The 18,068-nt window shown below is 45.2% G+C and carries 25 protein-coding genes, 1 rRNA gene and 1 pseudogene (1 of these 27 running past the window's edge); 24 read left to right on the forward strand and 3 right to left on the reverse strand.

All coding sequences use genetic code 11. The annotated features are described in order from the left end of the window. The first annotated feature begins 4 nt into the window (after positions 1–4). The 19 genes and pseudogenes from rpmD (at position 5) to JNUCC21_RS00910 (ending at position 11,742) form a co-directional block, all read left to right on the forward strand. Positions 5–184 (forward strand): 50S ribosomal protein L30, encoded by a 180-nt coding sequence (rpmD, locus tag JNUCC21_RS00820; protein WP_003156497.1) that lies wholly within the window; start codon positions 5–7, stop codon positions 182–184. A 30-nt stretch (positions 185–214) separates the two neighbouring features. Continuing rightward, entirely contained in the window at positions 215–655 is a 441-nt protein-coding gene (gene rplO, locus JNUCC21_RS00825; protein WP_007410405.1) for a 50S ribosomal protein L15, read from the forward strand. A 1-nt stretch (position 656) separates the two neighbouring features. Continuing rightward, entirely contained in the window at positions 657–1,952 is a 1,296-nt protein-coding gene (gene secY / locus JNUCC21_RS00830) for a preprotein translocase subunit SecY (RefSeq protein WP_007615246.1), read from the forward strand. A gap of 51 nt (positions 1,953–2,003) precedes the next feature. Further along, positions 2,004–2,657: an adenylate kinase gene (locus JNUCC21_RS00835; RefSeq protein ID WP_007410407.1), complete on the forward strand. Its 654-nt coding sequence runs from the start codon at positions 2,004–2,006 to the stop codon at positions 2,655–2,657. Then, positions 2,654–3,400, forward strand: a complete 747-nt coding sequence (gene map / locus JNUCC21_RS00840; protein ID WP_007410408.1) for a type I methionyl aminopeptidase — start codon at positions 2,654–2,656, stop codon at positions 3,398–3,400. The genes JNUCC21_RS00835 and map overlap by 4 nt, the downstream gene beginning before the upstream one ends. Before the next feature lie 64 nt (positions 3,401–3,464). Continuing rightward, positions 3,465–3,747 (forward strand): annotated as a pseudogene (locus JNUCC21_RS00845) (RNA-binding protein). Continuing rightward, complete coding sequence (gene infA / locus JNUCC21_RS00850) at positions 3,725–3,943, forward strand: translation initiation factor IF-1 (protein ID WP_003156508.1); 219 nt, start codon at positions 3,725–3,727, stop codon at positions 3,941–3,943. The pseudogene JNUCC21_RS00845 and the gene infA overlap by 23 nt, the downstream one beginning before the upstream one ends. Positions 3,944–3,976: 33 nt before the next feature. Beyond that, positions 3,977–4,090: a 50S ribosomal protein L36 gene (gene rpmJ, locus JNUCC21_RS00855; RefSeq protein ID WP_003156543.1), complete on the forward strand. Its 114-nt coding sequence runs from the start codon at positions 3,977–3,979 to the stop codon at positions 4,088–4,090. A 22-nt stretch (positions 4,091–4,112) separates the two neighbouring features. After that, the gene (gene rpsM, locus JNUCC21_RS00860; RefSeq protein ID WP_003156545.1) at positions 4,113–4,478 is read left to right on the forward strand and encodes a 30S ribosomal protein S13; all 366 of its coding nucleotides are present in this window, start codon (positions 4,113–4,115) and stop codon (positions 4,476–4,478) included. A gap of 20 nt (positions 4,479–4,498) precedes the next feature. After that, the gene (rpsK, locus tag JNUCC21_RS00865; RefSeq protein ID WP_007410409.1) at positions 4,499–4,894 is read left to right on the forward strand and encodes a 30S ribosomal protein S11; all 396 of its coding nucleotides are present in this window, start codon (positions 4,499–4,501) and stop codon (positions 4,892–4,894) included. A gap of 176 nt (positions 4,895–5,070) precedes the next feature. Next, entirely contained in the window at positions 5,071–6,015 is a 945-nt protein-coding gene (locus tag JNUCC21_RS00870; RefSeq protein WP_003156549.1) for a DNA-directed RNA polymerase subunit alpha, read from the forward strand. 77 nt (positions 6,016–6,092) lie between these two features. Further along, complete coding sequence (gene rplQ / locus JNUCC21_RS00875) at positions 6,093–6,455, forward strand: 50S ribosomal protein L17 (protein WP_003156550.1); 363 nt, start codon at positions 6,093–6,095, stop codon at positions 6,453–6,455. 131 nt (positions 6,456–6,586) lie between these two features. Beyond that, the gene (locus JNUCC21_RS00880; RefSeq protein WP_007615256.1) at positions 6,587–7,432 is read left to right on the forward strand and encodes an energy-coupling factor ABC transporter ATP-binding protein; all 846 of its coding nucleotides are present in this window, start codon (positions 6,587–6,589) and stop codon (positions 7,430–7,432) included. After that, on the forward strand, positions 7,408–8,277 hold the full coding sequence (locus JNUCC21_RS00885) for an energy-coupling factor ABC transporter ATP-binding protein (RefSeq protein ID WP_014416754.1): 870 nt from the start codon (positions 7,408–7,410) through the stop codon (positions 8,275–8,277). The genes JNUCC21_RS00880 and JNUCC21_RS00885 overlap by 25 nt, the downstream gene beginning before the upstream one ends. Further along, positions 8,274–9,071, forward strand: coding sequence for an energy-coupling factor transporter transmembrane protein EcfT (locus JNUCC21_RS00890; protein WP_014304219.1), 798 nt, complete (start codon positions 8,274–8,276; stop codon positions 9,069–9,071). The genes JNUCC21_RS00885 and JNUCC21_RS00890 overlap by 4 nt, the downstream gene beginning before the upstream one ends. A gap of 12 nt (positions 9,072–9,083) precedes the next feature. Further along, positions 9,084–9,827 (forward strand): tRNA pseudouridine(38-40) synthase TruA, encoded by a 744-nt coding sequence (truA, locus tag JNUCC21_RS00895; RefSeq protein ID WP_032870974.1) that lies wholly within the window; start codon positions 9,084–9,086, stop codon positions 9,825–9,827. Between the two features lie 159 nt (positions 9,828–9,986). Continuing rightward, positions 9,987–10,424, forward strand: coding sequence for a 50S ribosomal protein L13 (gene rplM / locus JNUCC21_RS00900; protein ID WP_003225844.1), 438 nt, complete (start codon positions 9,987–9,989; stop codon positions 10,422–10,424). Positions 10,425–10,444: 20 nt separating this feature from the next. Continuing rightward, positions 10,445–10,837 carry a 30S ribosomal protein S9 gene (gene rpsI / locus JNUCC21_RS00905; RefSeq protein WP_003225846.1) on the forward strand — a complete coding sequence of 131 codons (393 nt, stop codon included), beginning with the start codon at positions 10,445–10,447 and terminating at the stop codon, positions 10,835–10,837. A gap of 137 nt (positions 10,838–10,974) precedes the next feature. Then, positions 10,975–11,742 (forward strand): class I SAM-dependent methyltransferase, encoded by a 768-nt coding sequence (locus JNUCC21_RS00910; protein WP_007410414.1) that lies wholly within the window; start codon positions 10,975–10,977, stop codon positions 11,740–11,742. Positions 11,743–11,755: 13 nt separating this feature from the next. Here JNUCC21_RS00910 and JNUCC21_RS00915 read toward each other — a convergent pair whose 3' ends face one another. Then, positions 11,756–12,229 (reverse strand): DinB family protein, encoded by a 474-nt coding sequence (locus JNUCC21_RS00915; protein WP_072588728.1) that lies wholly within the window; start codon positions 12,227–12,229, stop codon positions 11,756–11,758. Positions 12,230–12,359: 130 nt separating this feature from the next. Here JNUCC21_RS00915 and JNUCC21_RS00920 point away from each other — a divergent pair, with 130 nt between their 5' ends. The 3 genes from JNUCC21_RS00920 to JNUCC21_RS00930 all read left to right on the forward strand — a co-directional run bounded on the left by JNUCC21_RS00920 (position 12,360) and on the right by JNUCC21_RS00930 (position 14,709). Further along, entirely contained in the window at positions 12,360–12,803 is a 444-nt protein-coding gene (locus JNUCC21_RS00920) for a DUF2521 family protein (protein ID WP_011996201.1), read from the forward strand. 60 nt (positions 12,804–12,863) lie between these two features. Next, entirely contained in the window at positions 12,864–13,577 is a 714-nt protein-coding gene (cwlD, locus tag JNUCC21_RS00925; RefSeq protein WP_072588729.1) for an N-acetylmuramoyl-L-alanine amidase CwlD, read from the forward strand. Positions 13,578–13,656: 79 nt separating this feature from the next. Next, entirely contained in the window at positions 13,657–14,709 is a 1,053-nt protein-coding gene (locus JNUCC21_RS00930) for an Mrp/NBP35 family ATP-binding protein (RefSeq protein WP_007410418.1), read from the forward strand. 32 nt (positions 14,710–14,741) lie between these two features. Here the strand turns inward: JNUCC21_RS00930 and gerD are convergent, their stop codons facing one another. Further along, positions 14,742–15,299, reverse strand: a complete 558-nt coding sequence (gene gerD / locus JNUCC21_RS00935; RefSeq protein ID WP_007410419.1) for a spore germination lipoprotein GerD — start codon at positions 15,297–15,299, stop codon at positions 14,742–14,744. A 107-nt stretch (positions 15,300–15,406) separates the two neighbouring features. On the opposite strand from gerD, the gene kbaA reads away from it, so the two are divergent. Next, positions 15,407–16,003, forward strand: a complete 597-nt coding sequence (gene kbaA, locus JNUCC21_RS00940; protein ID WP_007410420.1) for a KinB-signaling pathway activation protein — start codon at positions 15,407–15,409, stop codon at positions 16,001–16,003. On the opposite strand, the gene pdaB is transcribed toward kbaA, so the two are convergent. Continuing rightward, positions 16,004–16,768, reverse strand: a complete 765-nt coding sequence (gene pdaB, locus JNUCC21_RS00945; protein WP_015416681.1) for a polysaccharide deacetylase family sporulation protein PdaB — start codon at positions 16,766–16,768, stop codon at positions 16,004–16,006. 339 nt (positions 16,769–17,107) lie between these two features. Between pdaB and JNUCC21_RS00950 the strand changes: the two genes are divergently transcribed. Further along, positions 17,108–18,068: ribosomal RNA gene (locus JNUCC21_RS00950) — 16S ribosomal RNA — on the forward strand; it runs 589 nt beyond the window's last position.

Here is an 18,068-nt window from a genome sequence, read left to right on the forward strand (position 1 = left end):
ATTAATGGCTAAATTAGAAATTACCCTCAAACGCAGTGTAATCGGTCGCCCGGAAGATCAGCGCGTTACTGTAAGAACACTTGGTTTAAAGAAAACAAACCAAACTGTCGTTCATGAAGATAACGCTGCGATCCGCGGTATGATTAATAAAGTATCTCATCTAGTTTCTGTTAAAGAACAATAAAAATAAATTATAGGCTAAGGAGGTGTCCTAATGAAACTTCATGAATTAAAGCCTTCAGAAGGTTCACGTAAAGTACGCAATCGCGTAGGTCGTGGTATTGGTTCTGGTAACGGTAAAACAGCTGGTAAAGGTCACAAAGGTCAAAACGCTCGTTCTGGCGGCGGTGTACGCCCTGGATTCGAGGGGGGACAAATGCCTTTATTCCAACGTCTTCCTAAACGCGGTTTTACAAACATCAACCGTAAGGATTACGCTATTGTGAACGTAGACAAATTGAACGGTTTTGCGGAAGGAACGGAAGTCACTCCTGAACTTCTTCTTGAGACTGGTGTTATTAGCAAACTTAATGCAGGAGTAAAGATTCTTGGCAACGGTAAATTAGAGAAAAAATTAACTGTAAAAGCCAATAAATTCTCTGCTTCTGCGAAAGAAGCTGTTGAAGCTGCTGGCGGTACAGCTGAGGTGATCTAACTTGTTTAAGACAATCTCCAACTTTATGCGTGTGAGTGATATTCGGAATAAAATCATTTTTACATTACTCATGCTTATCGTCTTTCGCATAGGTGCATTTATCCCTGTGCCATATGTAAATGCTCAGGCGTTGCAGACACAAAGTTCGATGGGGGTTTTTGATCTCCTTAATACATTTGGCGGCGGTGCGCTTTATCAGTTCTCCATTTTTGCGATGGGAATTACGCCTTACATCACTGCTTCAATCATCATTCAGCTGCTTCAGATGGATGTTGTGCCGAAGTTTACCGAGTGGTCTAAGCAAGGTGAAGTCGGCCGCCGTAAATTAGCTCAGTTCACGAGATATTTTACGATTGTGCTTGGTTTTATCCAGGCATTAGGTATGTCTTACGGGTTTAACAACCTGGCAAACGGTATGCTGATTGAAAAATCCGGCATATCGACATATCTGATTATTGCTTTAGTACTCACTGGAGGAACTGCTTTTTTAATGTGGCTGGGAGAACAAATTACTTCCAATGGAGTAGGTAACGGAATTTCGATCATCATCTTCGCGGGGATTGTGGCTAGTATTCCGAAAACTGTTGGGCAGATTTATGAGACTCAATTTGTCGGCAGCAGCGATCAGCTGTTTATTCATATTGTAAAAATCGCCTTACTGGTGATTGCGATTTTGGCCGTTATTGTTGGTGTTATTTTCATTCAGCAGGCCGTACGCAAAATCGCGATTCAATATGCAAAAGGGCAAGGTCGTTCACCTGTTGGCGGAGGCCAGTCAACTCACCTTCCGCTTAAAGTGAATCCGGCAGGGGTTATTCCGGTAATCTTTGCGGTTGCGTTTCTTATTACGCCGCGTACTATCGCGTCATTTTTCGGAGAAAACAATGTGACAAAGTGGATTCAAGCCAACTTTGACAATACACATCCGGTGGGCATGGCGGTTTATGTCGCATTAATTATCGCCTTTACGTACTTCTATGCTTTTGTGCAGGTAAACCCTGAACAAATGGCTGATAACCTTAAAAAACAGGGTGGCTATATCCCGGGGGTTCGTCCAGGGAAAATGACTCAAGATAGAATTACGAGCATTTTGTATCGACTTACGTTTGTGGGTTCTATATTCTTAGCCGTGATTTCCATTCTTCCTATCTTTTTCATTCAATTCGCTGGATTGCCTCAAAGTGCACAGATTGGCGGAACATCATTGTTAATTGTCGTCGGGGTAGCCTTGGAGACAATGAAGCAGCTGGAGAGCCAGTTAGTGAAACGTAATTACCGAGGATTTATGAAAAATTAGAGGACTGGTTTTAACCATTCCTCTAAATAAGAGAGGACGGGGGAAATCCGAATGAACTTAGTCTTAATGGGACTTCCTGGAGCCGGTAAAGGCACACAGGGAGAACGAATTGTTGAGGATTATGGGATACCTCATATCTCAACGGGAGATATGTTCCGTGCTGCTATGAAAGAAGAAACACCACTCGGACTCGAAGCAAAGTCTTATATTGATAAAGGCGAGCTCGTACCGGACGAAGTCACAATCGGCATTGTCAAAGAAAGACTCGGCAAAGATGATTGTGAAAGAGGTTTTCTTCTGGACGGATTTCCGCGAACAGTCGCTCAGGCTGAAGCTCTTGAAAACATTCTTGAGGAATACGGCAAGCCGATTGATTATGTCATTAACATTAAAGTAGACAAAGACTCTTTAATGGAACGTTTGACTGGACGCAGAATTTGCAGTGTTTGCGGCACAACCTATCATTTGGTTTTCAATCCGCCGAAAACGCCGGGTGTTTGTGATAAAGACGGAGGAGACCTTTATCAACGGGCAGATGATAATGAGGAAACCGTCTCAAAACGGCTTGAGGTCAACATGAAGCAGACTCAGCCTTTACTCGATTTTTATTCTGAGAAAGGGTATCTTGTCAACGTCAATGGCCAGCAGGACATTAACGACGTGTACAAAGATGTGAAAGAGCTTCTTGGAGGATTGAGCAAATGATTATCTGTAAGACCCCTCGTGAGCTTGGCATCATGCGGGAAGCAGGGCGAATCGTGGCTTTGACTCATGAAGAGATGAAAAAGCACATTAAACCAGGAATCTCGACAAAAGAATTGGATCAAATTGCCGAACGTTTTATTGAGAAGCAGGGTGCAATCCCATCTTTTAAGGGGTATAATGGGTTTCGCGGGAGCATCTGTGTATCAGTTAATGAAGAACTCGTTCACGGAATACCCGGTAAAAGGGTTTTGCGTGACGGTGACATTATCAGCATTGATATCGGTGCTAAATTAAATGGTTATCATGGTGACTCTGCTTGGACATATCCGGTAGGAAACATCAGTGATGATGATAAACGACTGCTGGAAGTGACAGAGGAGTCTTTATATAAAGGCTTGAAGGAAGCAAAACCAGGTGAACGTTTGTCGAATATTTCCCACGCAATACAAACGTATGTCGAAAATGAGCAGTTTTCAGTTGTTAGGGAGTATGTCGGACATGGTGTTGGTCAAGACTTGCATGAGGATCCGCAAATTCCTCATTACGGTCCGCCAAACAAAGGACCTAGGCTGAAGCCTGGTATGGTTCTCGCTATAGAACCGATGGTTAACGCTGGCAGCCGATATGTGAAAACATTGGCTGATAACTGGACGGTTGTAACGGTAGATGGGAAAAAGTGTGCTCATTTTGAACATACGATTGCGATTACGGAAACGGGTTTTGATATACTGACAAAAGTCTAGATGATGAAATGAATTCCTTGACACATGTTTTTCATTCCGCACCTGGGCAGATTGTAGGTTTACAATTGGTCGGAAGAAAAACCGGCTAGCTGCTGTCATCGGAATGAAGATTCATCATCGTGTACTAAAGCAGACGGAGAAAAGCGTACATTTCATTCTCCTTAGAAAAAGAATATCAATCATTTACCCTTTATGATTGCGTATCTCCGGAAGTTCAGAACAGTATAAACGAAACAGGGCGTGTGACAAACGGATAACTGAGATTTTCTCTTTTGAAATTTGTCAGAGAGCAAGTTACTGATTTGAAGAAGGGAGAACACTTGAATGGCGAAAGACGATGTAATTGAAGTGGAAGGTACGATTGTCGAAACACTGCCAAACGCGATGTTCAAAGTTGAACTCGAAAATGGCCATACGGTTTTGGCTCACGTATCTGGTAAAATCCGCATGCACTTCATTCGCATTTTACCTGGAGACAAAGTTACGGTAGAATTATCTCCATATGACTTAACTCGTGGCAGGATTACGTACCGTTACAAATAAAGCACTCCGGAAACTGAAGGAGGTTGGAAACACATGAAAGTGAGACCATCAGTTAAACCAATCTGCGAGAAATGTAAAGTTATTCGCAGAAAAGGAAAAGTAATGGTGATCTGTGAAAATCCAAAGCATAAACAAAAACAAGGATAATTAATAAGGAGGTGCCCAGAGAATGGCTCGTATTGCTGGTGTAGATATCCCACGTGACAAACGTGTTGTTATTTCTTTAACATATGTCTTCGGAATTGGCCGCACAACGGCTCAGCAAGTCTTGAAAGAGGCTGGTGTTTCTGAAGATACTCGTGTGCGTGATCTTACTGAAGAAGAACTTGGTAAAATCCGTGATGTTATTGACAAACTGAAAGTAGAAGGTGACCTTCGCCGTGAAGTTTCTCTTAACATCAAGCGTCTGATCGAAATCGGAAGCTACCGCGGAATCCGCCATCGCAGAGGTTTGCCTGTTCGCGGACAAAACTCTAAAAACAATGCGCGTACTCGTAAAGGTCCGCGTCGTACTGTAGCTAACAAGAAAAAATAAGTAAGGGAGGTACCTAAACAATGGCTGCTGCTCGTAAACAAAACACGCGTAAACGTCGCGTGAAAAAGAATATTGAGTCAGGAATCGCTCATATTCGTTCAACTTTCAACAACACGATCGTTACGATCACTGATACTCATGGTAATGCTCTTTCTTGGTCAAGTGCCGGAGCTCTAGGATTCAGAGGTTCTCGTAAATCTACTCCTTTTGCTGCGCAAATGGCTGCTGAAACAGCTGCTAAAGGTTCAATCGAACACGGACTTAAAACTCTTGAAGTAACTGTTAAAGGACCAGGTTCTGGCCGTGAAGCTGCAATCCGTGCTTTACAAGCTGCCGGACTTGAAGTTACAGCTATCAGAGACGTAACTCCTGTTCCTCATAATGGATGCCGTCCACCAAAACGTCGCCGCGTGTAATTTGTTTGTATAGATTTTGTGTCCCTGTCAATAATGGGTTATGATACAGTTATTTATGAAACGAATGCACCGACTCGTTGCCTGAGCACATACGGGACTAAACAATGGGGAATTTCGGATGGAATCTCATATGATTCTATTCGAGGTTTCGACGTTTTGAAGGAGGGTTTTAAGTAATGATCGAGATTGAAAAACCAAAAATCGAAACGGTTGAAATCAGCGACGATGCCAAATTTGGTAAGTTTGTCGTAGAGCCGCTTGAGCGTGGATATGGTACAACTCTGGGTAACTCCTTACGTCGTATCCTCTTATCCTCACTCCCTGGTGCCGCTGTAACATCGATCCAGATAGATGGTGTACTGCACGAATTCTCGACAATCGAAGGCGTTGTGGAAGATGTTACAACGATAATCTTGCACATTAAAAAGCTTGCATTGAAAATCTACTCTGATGAAGAGAAGACGCTTGAAATTGATGTACAGGGCGAAGGAACTGTCACAGCAGCTGATATTACACACGACAGCGATGTTGAAATCCTTAATCCGGATCTTCATATCGCGACTCTTGGTGAGAATGCGAGTTTCCGAGTTCGCCTTACTGCACAAAGAGGACGTGGGTATACACCTGCTGATTCGAACAAAAGAGACGATCAGCCAATCGGCGTGATTCCGATCGATTCAATCTTTACGCCAGTTTCTCGTTTATCTTATCAGGTAGAAAACACTCGTGTAGGCCAGGTTGCAAACTATGACAAACTTACACTTGATGTTTGGACTGACGGAAGCACTGGACCGAAGGAAGCAATTGCTCTCGGTTCAAAGATTTTAACTGAACACCTTAATATATTCGTTGGTTTAACTGACGAAGCTCAGCATGCTGAAATCATGGTTGAAAAAGAAGAGGATCAAAAAGAAAAAGTTCTTGAAATGACGATTGAGGAACTTGACCTTTCTGTCCGTTCTTACAACTGCTTGAAGCGTGCGGGCATTAACACGGTTCAAGAACTTGCGAACAAGACGGAAGAAGATATGATGAAAGTTCGCAACCTGGGACGCAAATCACTTGAAGAAGTGAAAGCGAAACTAGAAGAACTTGGACTCGGCCTTCGCAAAGACGATTGATCTAGTTTCCATGTGAACTAGGATTTTCGTGTGTTTTTTATTTAGAAACAGCATTCCATTAAAGGAGGGGACATCACATGTCATACAGAAAACTAGGACGTACGAGTTCACAGCGTAAAGCTATGCTTCGTGATCTTACAACAGATTTGATCATCAACGAAAGAATTGAAACAACTGAAACACGTGCGAAAGAACTTCGCTCTGTTGTTGAAAAGATGATCACTCTTGGTAAGCGCGGTGACTTGCATGCTCGTCGTCAAGCTGCTGCATACATTCGCAACGAGGTTGCTAATGAGGAAAATAACCAAGATGCACTTCAAAAATTGTTCTCTGACATTGCAACTCGTTACGAGGAGCGCCAAGGCGGATACACACGTATTATGAAGCTTGGTCCTCGCCGTGGTGACGGTGCACCAATGGCAATCATCGAATTGGTTTAATCACATATTTTTGTGTATCTAAAGAAGGGCGGGACAGTTTCTAACTGGATCTATGCCCTTTTTTTAGATATCAGAACTTTTTATCATGAGACAGAAAAGCAGAGCTATAGCTGAGAGGAGGTCAGGCGCCCGTGGATCAAAAACAGCTTATATCCGTAAAAGACATTCTATTCCGCTACCGCAAAGATGCAGAAAGACCGGCGCTGGACGGTGTGAGTCTGGAGGTATACGAAGGAGAATGGCTTGCTATCGTAGGCCACAACGGTTCAGGGAAGTCGACTTTGGCCAGAGCGCTGAACGGACTGATTTTGCCTGAGGCCGGAGAAATTGAAGTCGGCGGCATCAAACTGACTGAGGATACCGTGTGGGATGTGCGAAAAAAAATAGGGATGGTCTTTCAGAATCCCGATAACCAATTTGTCGGAACGACTGTTCGCGATGATGTGGCTTTTGGTTTAGAAAACAATGGTGTTCCGCGCGAAGAAATGATTGAGAGAGTAGATTGGGCTGTCACACAAGTCAATATGCAGGATTTTCTTGATCAAGAGCCGCACCATCTCTCCGGAGGTCAAAAACAAAGAGTGGCGATCGCGGGGATTATTGCCGCGCGTCCTGATATTATGATTTTGGATGAAGCGACATCCATGCTTGACCCGATTGGGAGAGAAGAAGTCCTTGATACTGTCAGACGCTTAAAAGATCAGGGCATGGCCACCGTCATTTCGATAACACATGACCTGGAAGAAGCCGCAAGGGCGGACAGGATCATTGTGATGAACGGCGGCAGGAAATATGCAGAGGGCACGCCTGAAGAGATTTTTAAATTAAACGAAGACTTGGTTCGCATCGGTCTTGATTTGCCTTTCTCATTCCAGCTCAGCCTGCTTTTGAAAGAAAGCGGACTGGCGTTAACGAAAAACCATCTGACTCAGGAAGGGCTGGTGAATGAGCTGTGGACATTAAAATCAAAGATGTAGAACACCGCTATCAAATGAAGACACCGTTTGAACGGCTGGCTCTGTATGATATCAATGCCGTGATAAAAGAGGGCAGCTACGTTGCCGTCATCGGGCATACAGGGTCGGGCAAATCGACGCTCCTGCAGCATTTAAACGGTTTGCTGAAACCGACTAAAGGACAGCTTGAACTCGGGAGCACGATTCTGGCAGCCGGTAAAAAGAATAAAGACCTTAAGACTTTGCGAAAAAAAGTCGGAATCGTTTTCCAATTTCCCGAACATCAGCTGTTTGAAGAGACTGTGCTGAAGGACATCGCATTCGGACCGATGAATTTCGGTGTAAAAAAAGAAGACGCTGAACGGAAAGCAAAAGAAATGCTGGGGCTTGTGGGCCTTCCGGAAGACATTTTGGATCGTTCACCATTTGAGCTCAGCGGCGGCCAGATGCGCAGAGTGGCGATTGCCGGCGTTCTCGCGATGGAGCCGGAAGTGCTGGTTTTGGATGAACCGACGGCCGGTCTTGATCCGAGAGGGCGCCAGGACATTATGGACATGTTCTATGCGCTTCATCAGCGGGGAAACCTGACTACCGTTCTCGTCACCCATAGCATGGAGGACGCCGCCCGCTATGCTGACGAAATGATCGTCATGCACAAAGGAACCATTAAAGCGACGGGGAGTCCGCGTGACTTGTTTGTAAAAGGTGAAGAGATGGCCGAAATGGGACTGGATCTTCCTGAATCGGTGAAGTTTCAGAGACGGCTTGAGAAGGCTCTCGGAGTCAAGTATGAAAAACCCATGCTGACCCTGCAGGATGCCGCCAGTGAAATTAAGGCTTTCTTTCAGGAGGAAAAGGACCAATGATGGACAGCATGATTATCGGAAAGTATGTTCCCGGATCATCGCTTATTCACCGATTGGACCCGCGAACAAAACTTGTCAGCATTTTTCTTTTTGTATGTATCGTCTTTTTGGCAAACAACGTACAGACGTATGCTTTGCTCGGTTTGTTTACATTCGGGGTGATCGCCTTGACTCGCGTGCCGTTCAGCTTTTTGCTGAAGGGGCTTAAGCCGATTATCTGGATTGTGGCGTTTACCTTTTTATTACACATTTTCATGACGCATGAAGGATCTGTCATTTTTCAGCTTGGCTGGTTTAAAGTGTATGAGGGCGGACTTATACAGGGGATTTTTATCTCCCTCCGTTTCGTTTACCTTATCTTTATGACGACGCTGCTGACGCTGACAACAACGCCGATTGAAATAACGGATGGAATGGAGCAGCTCCTGAATCCTTTTAAAAAGGTGAAGCTGCCCGTACACGAACTCGCATTGATGATGTCGATATCATTGCGATTTATCCCGACATTGATGGAAGAGACAGATAAAATCATGAAGGCGCAAATGGCGAGGGGTGCGGACTTTACAAGCGGCCCGGTGAAAGACAGAATCAAAGCGGTTGTTCCGCTGCTTGTCCCGCTGTTTGTCAGCGCCTTTAAACGCGCGGAAGAGCTCGCGGTCGCCATGGAGGCGAGAGGCTACCAGGGCGGTGAGGGGAGAACGAAATACAGAAAGCTCGTCTGGACCGGAAAGGATACCGGAGCTATTCTGCTCATCATCGTATTAGCCGTGTTATTGTTTTTCTTAAGAAGTTAGAGGTGCTGCTGAATGAGAGTGAAATGTACCATTGCTTATGACGGGCATTTATTTAACGGATATCAGGTTCAGCCTGGAAAACGGACCGTTCAAAGTGAATTGGAAAAAGCGCTGGCCGTCATCCATAAAACGGACGGCAGAGTGCCTGTGTACTCATCCGGCCGCACGGACAGCGATGTTCATGCTGCCGGGCAGGTCATTCATTTTGATACGCCGCTGTCCATCCCGGGTGAGAAATGGCCGTTTGCGCTCAATGCCCTGCTGCCTGATGATATTGCCGTCAAAACAGCAGAGATTGCGGATGATGGGTTCCATGCACGATTTAGCGCGGTCCAAAAGGAATATCGCTACTTTGTATATACGGAGAAACACCCGGACGTATTTAAACGACATTACGCTTACCATTTTGCATATCCGCTTAATGTGCAGAAAATGAGGGAAGCTTCAAGGCACCTCGTCGGGACACATGATTTCACAAGCTTTTGCGCGGCTGATACCGCGGTTCAGGATAAAGTCAGAACGATTTACGAGCTGGATTGGACTGAGACCGGAGACGGCCTGCAGATGCGGATCACCGGAAACGGTTTTCTCTATAATATGGTCAGAATCATTGCCGGAACGTTATTGGATACAGGAGCTGGAAAATTTTCTCCCGATGATGTAAAAGCAATGCTCGAAGCGAAAGATCGCGAAGCCGCGGGGCGCACCGCACCGGGGCACGGGCTGTATTTATGGAGCGTTTGCTATGACAACTAAACCAGGTGTAACATTTTCTTGACAGAGTCTGCATAAAGTTATAAGATATCATATGGTATGTATTTCAACCCCACGATAAGCCCCGGAACTTATTGTGTTGTGAAATAGAACGTAATCGAAGATTATTGAAAATGACAGATCATTTAGGAGGGAAATTCAATGCGTACAACACCTATGGCTAACGCAAGTACTATTGAACGCAAGTGGTTAGTTGTTGATGCTGCTGGCAAGACTTTAGGACGTCTTTCTACAGAAGTTGCATCTATCCTTCGCGGGAAACACAAACCGACTTACACACCGCACGTTGATACTGGAGATCATGTGATCATCATCAACGCTGAAAAAATCGAGTTAACTGGTAAAAAGTTAACTGACAAAATCTACTACCGTCACACTCAACATCCAGGCGGATTAAAATCAAGAACTGCTCTTGAAATGCGTACAAACTACCCTGAGAAAATGCTTGAGCTTGCTATCAAAGGCATGCTTCCAAAAGGTTCTCTAGGTCGTCAAATGTTCAAGAAATTGAACGTATACCGTGGTTCTGAGCATCCACATGAAGCACAAAAACCTGAAGTCTACGAACTTCGCGGTTAATTAAAAAGGAGGTTACCAATTTGGCACAGGTTCAATATTACGGTACTGGCCGTCGTAAAAGTTCTGTAGCGCGTGTGCGCTTAGTTCCAGGTGAAGGTCGTATCGTCGTTAATAATCGTGAAATCAGCGAGCACATTCCATCTCCAGCTCTAATCGAAGATATCAAACAACCATTAACTTTAACTGAAACAGCTGGTACTTATGATGTTTTAGTAAACGTACATGGAGGCGGCTTATCTGGTCAAGCTGGAGCAATCCGTCATGGTATCGCTCGTGCTTTGCTTGAAGCAGATCCAGAATACCGTGCAACACTTAAACGTGCTGGTCTTCTGACTCGTGACGCTCGTATGAAAGAACGTAAAAAATACGGTCTTAAAGGCGCTCGTCGTGCACCTCAGTTCTCAAAACGTTAATCGTTTTGGATGGCAAAAACCACAACTTCTTGGTTGTGGTTTTTTTGTATTTTTTTCTCATATTCAAGAGGTTATCCGATGTTTTTCTAGAATTGTTTGTTATACTCTATTCATTACCAATAAGGAGCGCAGTTATAATGAATAAGTTAGTCATACATAACAGCAAGGCATGGGATAAAAAAGTCGAAACAGGCAATGAATGGACGGTTGCGGTTGATTCTCATACGATTGGTGAAGCGAAAAAAGGCAATTGGAGCATCAGAATGACCCCCGGAAAAGATGTGCCGGCGGATTGGTTTCCGCCCATAGACGGTCTGAAGGTTCTTTGTCTCGCTTCAGGAGGAGGACAGCAAGGGCCGGTCCTTGCTGCTGCAGGAGCGGACGTGACCATCTTTGACAATTCGGAAAAACAGCTTGCGCAAGACAGAATGGTTGCCGAGCGGGACGATCTTACGCTTCGGACTGTCAAAGGCAGCATGAATGATCTGAGCTGTTTTGATGATGAGTCATTTGATTTTATCGTGCACCCGGTATCGAATTGCTTTGTTGATACGGTTCTTCCGGTATGGAAAGAAGCTCATCGCGTATTGAAAAAAGGCGGGTCTTTAGTCTCCGGTTTTGTAAATCCCGTCGTGTTCTTATTTGATATGGATTTAGAGCAGGAAGGCGTACTAAAAGTAAAGTATTCCATTCCGTTTTCGGATGAAAAAGACCTGAGTAAGAAAAAGGTAAAGGAACTTATTGATAATCATGAAGCGCTTGAATTCGGCCATACGCTGGAGGATCAAATTAAAGGTCAGATTGACGCAGGCTTCATGGTTGCCGGTTTTTACGAGGACAAAGGCGGCCTCGTGCTGGATGAATATATTAATACATACTCCGTAACAAGAAGCATTAAAATATAAAAACGGCATCCCGTCAGAGGTGCTGTTTTTTTGCGGCTTTTTCCTGCGGACGGCTGATCACATTAGCCGAAACCGGTTCTACTCCAATTTCTCTGGCCCAAACCGACAGTTGTCCCATATGGTGAATCTCATGCGCAAGGATGTGGCGGAGAATATCTTCTTTAGGAAAGGTTTGGTCCATCCAGCCCGGCTTAACAAGATCCGGTCCTTTGAGGGAGACCGCATGAATGACATCCTCCCGATACTGTTCAGACAGTTTTCTGAGATCCTGAATGCTCGTATAGTCAGACTCAGCAGGTAAAACATCATCTTTACCTAAAATGGCACGAGCCCAGCTGATCTCGACATCAATGATATGAAATAAAGTCCGCAAGATGCTCTTCATTCTGCCCGTCCGGGTTTTCGTCAGTTCCTCCCGGCTCAGCTTTTCACATATCATAAACCACTCGTCACGCACCGTCCAATTGTATTGAAACAGCTTTTTCATAACGTCACCTCAGCTCTTTATTCTTCCAGTTAACATAAAACTCCTTCATTTGGGAGGATTTCCACTATCAACAAAGCATGCTTTTTCCCTTTTCCTTTCAAAATAACAGTAAAAAGGAGCGTGGCTGGCAATGGCAGAAGTATTATCTTTTTCAGACGTGAAACGGCAGAAGGATTTTGAGCTTGAGAAGAGTTTACTAAAGGAGCTGTCACTGACGCAGATCATTCAGTCCGTAAAAGCATGTCTTACCCCTTTGTTTCCCTTTCTTCAAGACGAAAACGGCATTCTGAGTGAAGGATGCATAGATTTTGCAATTGAAGCGTATTTATTAGGCGGCCGGTTCGGCGTCTTTGGCTATTATGGTGAGTCTTTGCAGAGGGCAAACGCCCGTTCGGCTGAAGAAGAGGAAGAACTGACGGTCGATTTTTTTGAATATCTTTGCAATTGGACGCATGAGCAATATTCTTCCGTTAAACAAAAAGAAATCTATGAAGCGTCCTGCCGGTTTATCAACAGCTGGTGGACGGAAGGATTTCTGCAAAGAGAAAAACAATGTAAGCTCCGCATGAGGTAATCATAATTTCTTCCCTTGTCCCATACTTATTAATAACGGGGACAAGCGGGAGGGAAAGGTATGACAAAAAAGCTGAAATGGCTCGGTTTTTTACTTAGCTTTATCATATTATTGTGTTTATTCCGGTTTCAATTCCATAATGATGATTCCTGGCGGCCGTGGAGTCTGCCGCTGAGCGGGAAAATCATCTATCTCGATCCGGGACACGGCGGGCCGGACGGAGGCGCTACGGGAGGCAGTCACCTTGAAAAGGACATTACTCTCGAAGTGGCCTCCAGGGTAAGAGACTATTTGCAGGAGCAGGGAGCTTTGGTCATTATGACGCGGGAGACGGATACTGATTTAGCTCCTGAAGGTACGAAAGGCTACAGCAGACGCAAAGCGGAAGATCTGAGAAAGCGCGTGGAAATCATCAACCGTTCAGAGGCGGAGCTTTATATCAGCATTCATCTGAACGCCATACCGTCACCGAGATGGAGCGGCGCCCAAAGCTTCTACTATGGAAAATACGAAGAAAATGAAAAAGTGGCAAAATATATACAGGACGAATTGAGAATCAATTTGGAGAATACAACGAGAAAGGCGAAACGGATACACGGCATTTACTTAATGCAGAATGTAACCAAACCGGGCGCGCTGGTGGAGATCGGATTTCTGTCCAATCCCGCGGAAGCGAAAAGGCTCGGACAGCCCAAATATCAGGACAAAATCGCTTCTTCCGTGTATAAGGGCGTATTGAGATACTTCACAGAGAAAGGAGACCCTCCCGAGTAAGGAGGGTTTTTCGCCGATTCTATGTTTAATATATGGTATAATACCATTTGTAAACGAATACACAAAGGGTGAGGGTTCGATGATAAGAGAAGATGAAGTAAGAAATATAGTCGGAAACATGCGCGAACCTTTTCTTCATAGACCGCTGGGAGAATTGGATGCCATTAAAGAAGTAAAGATCAAGCCGGAAAAACGGCATGTCAGTGTAAAAATTGCATTGGCAAAAACGGGGACGGCTGAACAGATGGGTATTCAGCAGGAAATCGTATCCGTTCTGAAAGAAGCGGGTGCGGAAACTGTGGGACTGCGGTTTGAAGAGCTGCCGGAAGAAACATTGGCGAAATTCAGCCGGCCGGCTGCTGAAAGCGAAACCCTGCTGAATAGGAAACATCCGCCGGTCTTTCTTGCGGTGGCAAGCGGAAAAGGCGGTGTCGGCAAATCAACGGTTTCCGTCAACCTGGCCATTTCTCTTGCGCGGCTCGGAAAAAAAGTCGGCTTGATCGACGCGGATATATACGGATTCAGCGTGCCGGACATGATGGGTATTACAGTTCGCCCGACAGTAGAAGGAGAAAAACTGCTTCCTGTCGAAAGATTTGGAGTAAAGGTTATGTCGATGGGCTTTTTCGTCGAAGAAAACGCTCCGGTTGTGTGGAGAGGGCCGATGCTGGGCAAGATGCTGAATAACTTCTTCCATGAGGTTGACTGGGGAGAGGTTGACTATATCGTTCTTGATCTGCCGCCCGGCACGGGTGATGTGGCGCTCGATGTACACACGATGCTTCCGAGCTGCAAAGAGATTATCGTATCAACGCCGCACCCTACAGCCGCATTTGTAGCGGCGAGAGCGGGTTCTATGGCGATTAAGACCGATCATGAAGTTGTAGGGGTCATTGAAAATATGGCTTACTATGAAAGTGCAAAAACCGGCGAGAGAGAATATGTGTTCGGTCAAGGCGGGGGAGATAAGCTTGCAGAGGAATTGCAAGTGCCGCTGCTTGGCAGAATTCCTTTAAAACAGCCTGATTGGGACAAGGATCAGTTTGCGCCTTCTGTCTATGACAGAAGTCATCCGATCGGGGAAATTTATATGGGGATCGCCCAGAAAGTCATTGAAAAAACAGCTGAATAAAAAAGGGGCCGGGATCAACACGGCCCGGCCTTTTATTGGCTTTCTTTTTCAGAGCTTGAAGCTGCTTTTTTCAATTCATCCTCGAATTGTTTTTTGAAAAGCGGGCTGGAAAGTGTCTCTGTAATTACATCTTCTAAGTAACTGCGGAACTTTTGGCTTTTCACCAGCTCATAGTATTTTTTATCCATGCCCGGGTCCTGCATGATCTGCATAAAACTTTTCTGATAATCAGGGTCTTTCATCAGTTTTTTTATGATTTTTTCATGCTCGGGCTGAAGAGTTTTTGCAAAGCTCTCGGCGAATTTTGAGTCTTCAAAGATGGTTTTCCAGAACTCCGCCCCTTTTTTAGAGGTGAGGGTTTTCTCTATTGTGCCTTTAATGGCATTTTGATCAATCACCAATGCCTCATTCATCGCATCATCATTTAATATTTCCTTAATTGCCTTTTTTCCATCATCGGTCTTTAATATATCAACAACCATTTTTTTAGTCTGGTCATAATCCATATCCGCTGCTTGGTCTTTTGGAGCACAAGCTGTTACAGATAATAAAACAAAACAGCTTATCAATAGCGTTTTGGCTTTTGACATGCATAAGCTCCTTCCTTACTTGTACTTATTTTTAATATGATTCATCGGAATGGATTTATACATAACAAAATATCGCTGAACGCGATTGTCAGGGGGATGAATAAGAGATGAAAAGCCGCGGGCTTGTTCGATTTTTCTTTTCGATTTTAGCTGTGGGCGCTCTTATTACAAGCGTCGTGGGATTTGCTCTGAAGTGGGGGGAGTACAAGGGGTTCTTTCTGAATTTTGAGGCCGGTCAGATTTTCTCCGTTCTGATCTGGTTTATCGGGGTAGGCATGATTTTCAGTGTGATCAGCCAGATGGGATTCTTCGTTTTTCTGACGGTGCACCGGTTTGCCCTTGAAATTCTCAGATCAAGCTCGCTTTGGAATCTGCTTCAGCTGTTTATCATTCTGTTTGTCGCTTTTGATTTAATGTACGTCAGATTTTTGTTTTTCGGAGAGCGGGATGACTCGATTGCGGGGTTTGTCTGGCTGCCGCTGGCTCTGCTTGCCGTCGGCCTGTTGACGGCATATATAAAACAAAAGCAGTCCTCAAAAAATACGTTCGTTTCATCATTATTTTTAATGGTTGTTATTACAGCGCTTGAATGGGTTCCTGCGCTACGAGTGAATAATGAGGACTGGCTTTATTTGATGCTGATTCCGCTGATGGGCTGCAATGCGTTTCAGCTGTTAATGCTGCCGAAGTTTGCCCAGAGGTAATTATTTCACTTCTGATGACTTGACGTCAGTATTTGCGATCAGGTCGCCGACGGTCACGTTTTTCAGTCCTTTTTGCTTTAAATTGTGAATGATGGCGGGGAGCGCTTCTTCAGTCTGTGTTGCTGAATCAGAGGCGTGCAGCAGGACAATGTCGCCGCCTTTTATATGACTGTTTACATTTTCAATGATTTTATCAGGGCCGGGATTTGTCCAATCCTGCGAGTTAACGCTGTAATGAACCACTGAATAGTGGTACTGCTGTGCAATGGTAAGAACCTTTTTATTAAATTGTCCGGTCGGCGGGCGGAGTAAATGAACATTCTTCACACCCAGCTTTTTAAATGCGGTCTGGGCCCGGAGGATATCTTTTTTTATTTCATTGTCCTCTAGGTTGGTATAATTCTTATACGCATATCCCATGCTGCCGATTTGATGTCCGTCTTTTATCATACGTTCAACTGTGTCCGGGTGCCGTTCCGCCCAAGAAGCTGACAGAAAAAAAGTGGCGTTTTTAATACCGTTTGCTTTTAGCGCGTTCAGAATCGGAACCGCCTTTTCATCGCCCCAGCTGATATCGAATGTTAATGCGACTTCGCCCGCTTTCGTCTCCCCTTTTGAAATAGCCTTCGGGCCGCTATCAGTTAAAAATACAGGAAGGGGGACTGCTCTCTGTATATAAAAAAAGCTGGCTGCTGCAAATGCGGCAATGATAATAATAAGCAGCTGTTTTATCCTTCTGATGTGCCACACGTAGAAGTGATTCACTGATGACGCCTCCTTATCTTGTCCATGCTTGATTACATCGTATGCCGCGGCGGAGATGAATATAACGAAATACGTTTTAAAAAAATGAAAAAAACACTTGCTAAATTTAAAGAATGCATGGTATATTATTAAACGTCGCTGATGAACAGCAGACAACAACGAAAAGCTTCGGAAACAACTTGAAAAAAGTTGTTGACATAAAAGAAGCTGAGTGGTAAGATAATAAAGCTGCTTCAACAAGCGGTAATGATCTTTGAAAACTAAACAAGACAAAACGTACCTGTTAATTCAAAGTTTTAAATAAATCGCACAGCGATGTGCGTAGTCAGTCAAACTACTTTATCGGAGAGTTTGATCCTGGCTCAGGACGAACGCTGGCGGCGTGCCTAATACATGCAAGTCGAGCGGACAGATGGGAGCTTGCTCCCTGATGTTAGCGGCGGACGGGTGAGTAACACGTGGGTAACCTGCCTGTAAGACTGGGATAACTCCGGGAAACCGGGGCTAATACCGGATGGTTGTCTGAACCGCATGGTTCAGACATAAAAGGTGGCTTCGGCTACCACTTACAGATGGACCCGCGGCGCATTAGCTAGTTGGTGAGGTAACGGCTCACCAAGGCGACGATGCGTAGCCGACCTGAGAGGGTGATCGGCCACACTGGGACTGAGACACGGCCCAGACTCCTACGGGAGGCAGCAGTAGGGAATCTTCCGCAATGGACGAAAGTCTGACGGAGCAACGCCGCGTGAGTGATGAAGGTTTTCGGATCGTAAAGCTCTGTTGTTAGGGAAGAACAAGTGCCGTTCAAATAGGGCGGCACCTTGACGGTACCTAACCAGAAAGCCACGGCTAACTACGTGCCAGCAGCCGCGGTAATACGTAGGTGGCAAGCGTTGTCCGGAATTATTGGGCGTAAAGGGCTCGCAGGCGGTTTCTTAAGTCTGATGTGAAAGCCCCCGGCTCAACCGGGGAGGGTCATTGGAAACTGGGGAACTTGAGTGCAGAAGAGGAGAGTGGAATTCCACGTGTAGCGGTGAAATGCGTAGAGATGTGGAGGAACACCAGTGGCGAAGGCGACTCTCTGGTCTGTAACTGACGCTGAGGAGCGAAAGCGTGGGGAGCGAACAGGATTAGATACCCTGGTAGTCCACGCCGTAAACGATGAGTGCTAAGTGTTAGGGGGTTTCCGCCCCTTAGTGCTGCAGCTAACGCATTAAGCACTCCGCCTGGGGAGTACGGTCGCAAGACTGAAACTCAAAGGAATTGACGGGGGCCCGCACAAGCGGTGGAGCATGTG

Origin of the sequence: Bacillus sp. JNUCC-21, from assembly GCF_041222765.1 — a bacterium.
Classification (GTDB): domain Bacteria; phylum Bacillota; class Bacilli; order Bacillales; family Bacillaceae; genus Bacillus; species Bacillus velezensis.

Excerpts from the sequence above, each read along its gene's own strand:
- rpmD (WP_003156497.1), top strand. The coding sequence starts at position 5 with ATGGCTAAATTAGAAATTACCCTCAAACGCAGTGTAATCGGTCGCCCG.
- rplO (WP_007410405.1), top strand. The coding sequence starts at position 215 with ATGAAACTTCATGAATTAAAGCCTTCAGAAGGTTCACGTAAAGTACGC.
- JNUCC21_RS00835 (WP_007410407.1), top strand. The coding sequence starts at position 2,004 with ATGAACTTAGTCTTAATGGGACTTCCTGGAGCCGGTAAAGGCACACAG.
- map (WP_007410408.1), top strand. The coding sequence starts at position 2,654 with ATGATTATCTGTAAGACCCCTCGTGAGCTTGGCATCATGCGGGAAGCA.
- infA (WP_003156508.1), top strand. The coding sequence starts at position 3,725 with ATGGCGAAAGACGATGTAATTGAAGTGGAAGGTACGATTGTCGAAACA.
- rpmJ (WP_003156543.1), top strand. The coding sequence starts at position 3,977 with ATGAAAGTGAGACCATCAGTTAAACCAATCTGCGAGAAATGTAAAGTT.
- rpsM (WP_003156545.1), top strand. The coding sequence starts at position 4,113 with ATGGCTCGTATTGCTGGTGTAGATATCCCACGTGACAAACGTGTTGTT.
- rpsK (WP_007410409.1), top strand. The coding sequence starts at position 4,499 with ATGGCTGCTGCTCGTAAACAAAACACGCGTAAACGTCGCGTGAAAAAG.
- JNUCC21_RS00870 (WP_003156549.1), top strand. The coding sequence starts at position 5,071 with ATGATCGAGATTGAAAAACCAAAAATCGAAACGGTTGAAATCAGCGAC.
- rplQ (WP_003156550.1), top strand. The coding sequence starts at position 6,093 with ATGTCATACAGAAAACTAGGACGTACGAGTTCACAGCGTAAAGCTATG.
- JNUCC21_RS00890 (WP_014304219.1), top strand. The coding sequence starts at position 8,274 with ATGATGGACAGCATGATTATCGGAAAGTATGTTCCCGGATCATCGCTT.
- truA (WP_032870974.1), top strand. The coding sequence starts at position 9,084 with ATGAGAGTGAAATGTACCATTGCTTATGACGGGCATTTATTTAACGGA.
- rplM (WP_003225844.1), top strand. The coding sequence starts at position 9,987 with ATGCGTACAACACCTATGGCTAACGCAAGTACTATTGAACGCAAGTGG.
- JNUCC21_RS00910 (WP_007410414.1), top strand. The coding sequence starts at position 10,975 with ATGAATAAGTTAGTCATACATAACAGCAAGGCATGGGATAAAAAAGTC.
- JNUCC21_RS00915 (WP_072588728.1), bottom strand. The coding sequence starts at position 12,229 with ATGAAAAAGCTGTTTCAATACAATTGGACGGTGCGTGACGAGTGGTTT.
- JNUCC21_RS00920 (WP_011996201.1), top strand. The coding sequence starts at position 12,360 with ATGGCAGAAGTATTATCTTTTTCAGACGTGAAACGGCAGAAGGATTTT.
- cwlD (WP_072588729.1), top strand. The coding sequence starts at position 12,864 with ATGACAAAAAAGCTGAAATGGCTCGGTTTTTTACTTAGCTTTATCATA.
- JNUCC21_RS00930 (WP_007410418.1), top strand. The coding sequence starts at position 13,657 with ATGATAAGAGAAGATGAAGTAAGAAATATAGTCGGAAACATGCGCGAA.
- gerD (WP_007410419.1), bottom strand. The coding sequence starts at position 15,299 with ATGTCAAAAGCCAAAACGCTATTGATAAGCTGTTTTGTTTTATTATCT.
- kbaA (WP_007410420.1), top strand. The coding sequence starts at position 15,407 with ATGAAAAGCCGCGGGCTTGTTCGATTTTTCTTTTCGATTTTAGCTGTG.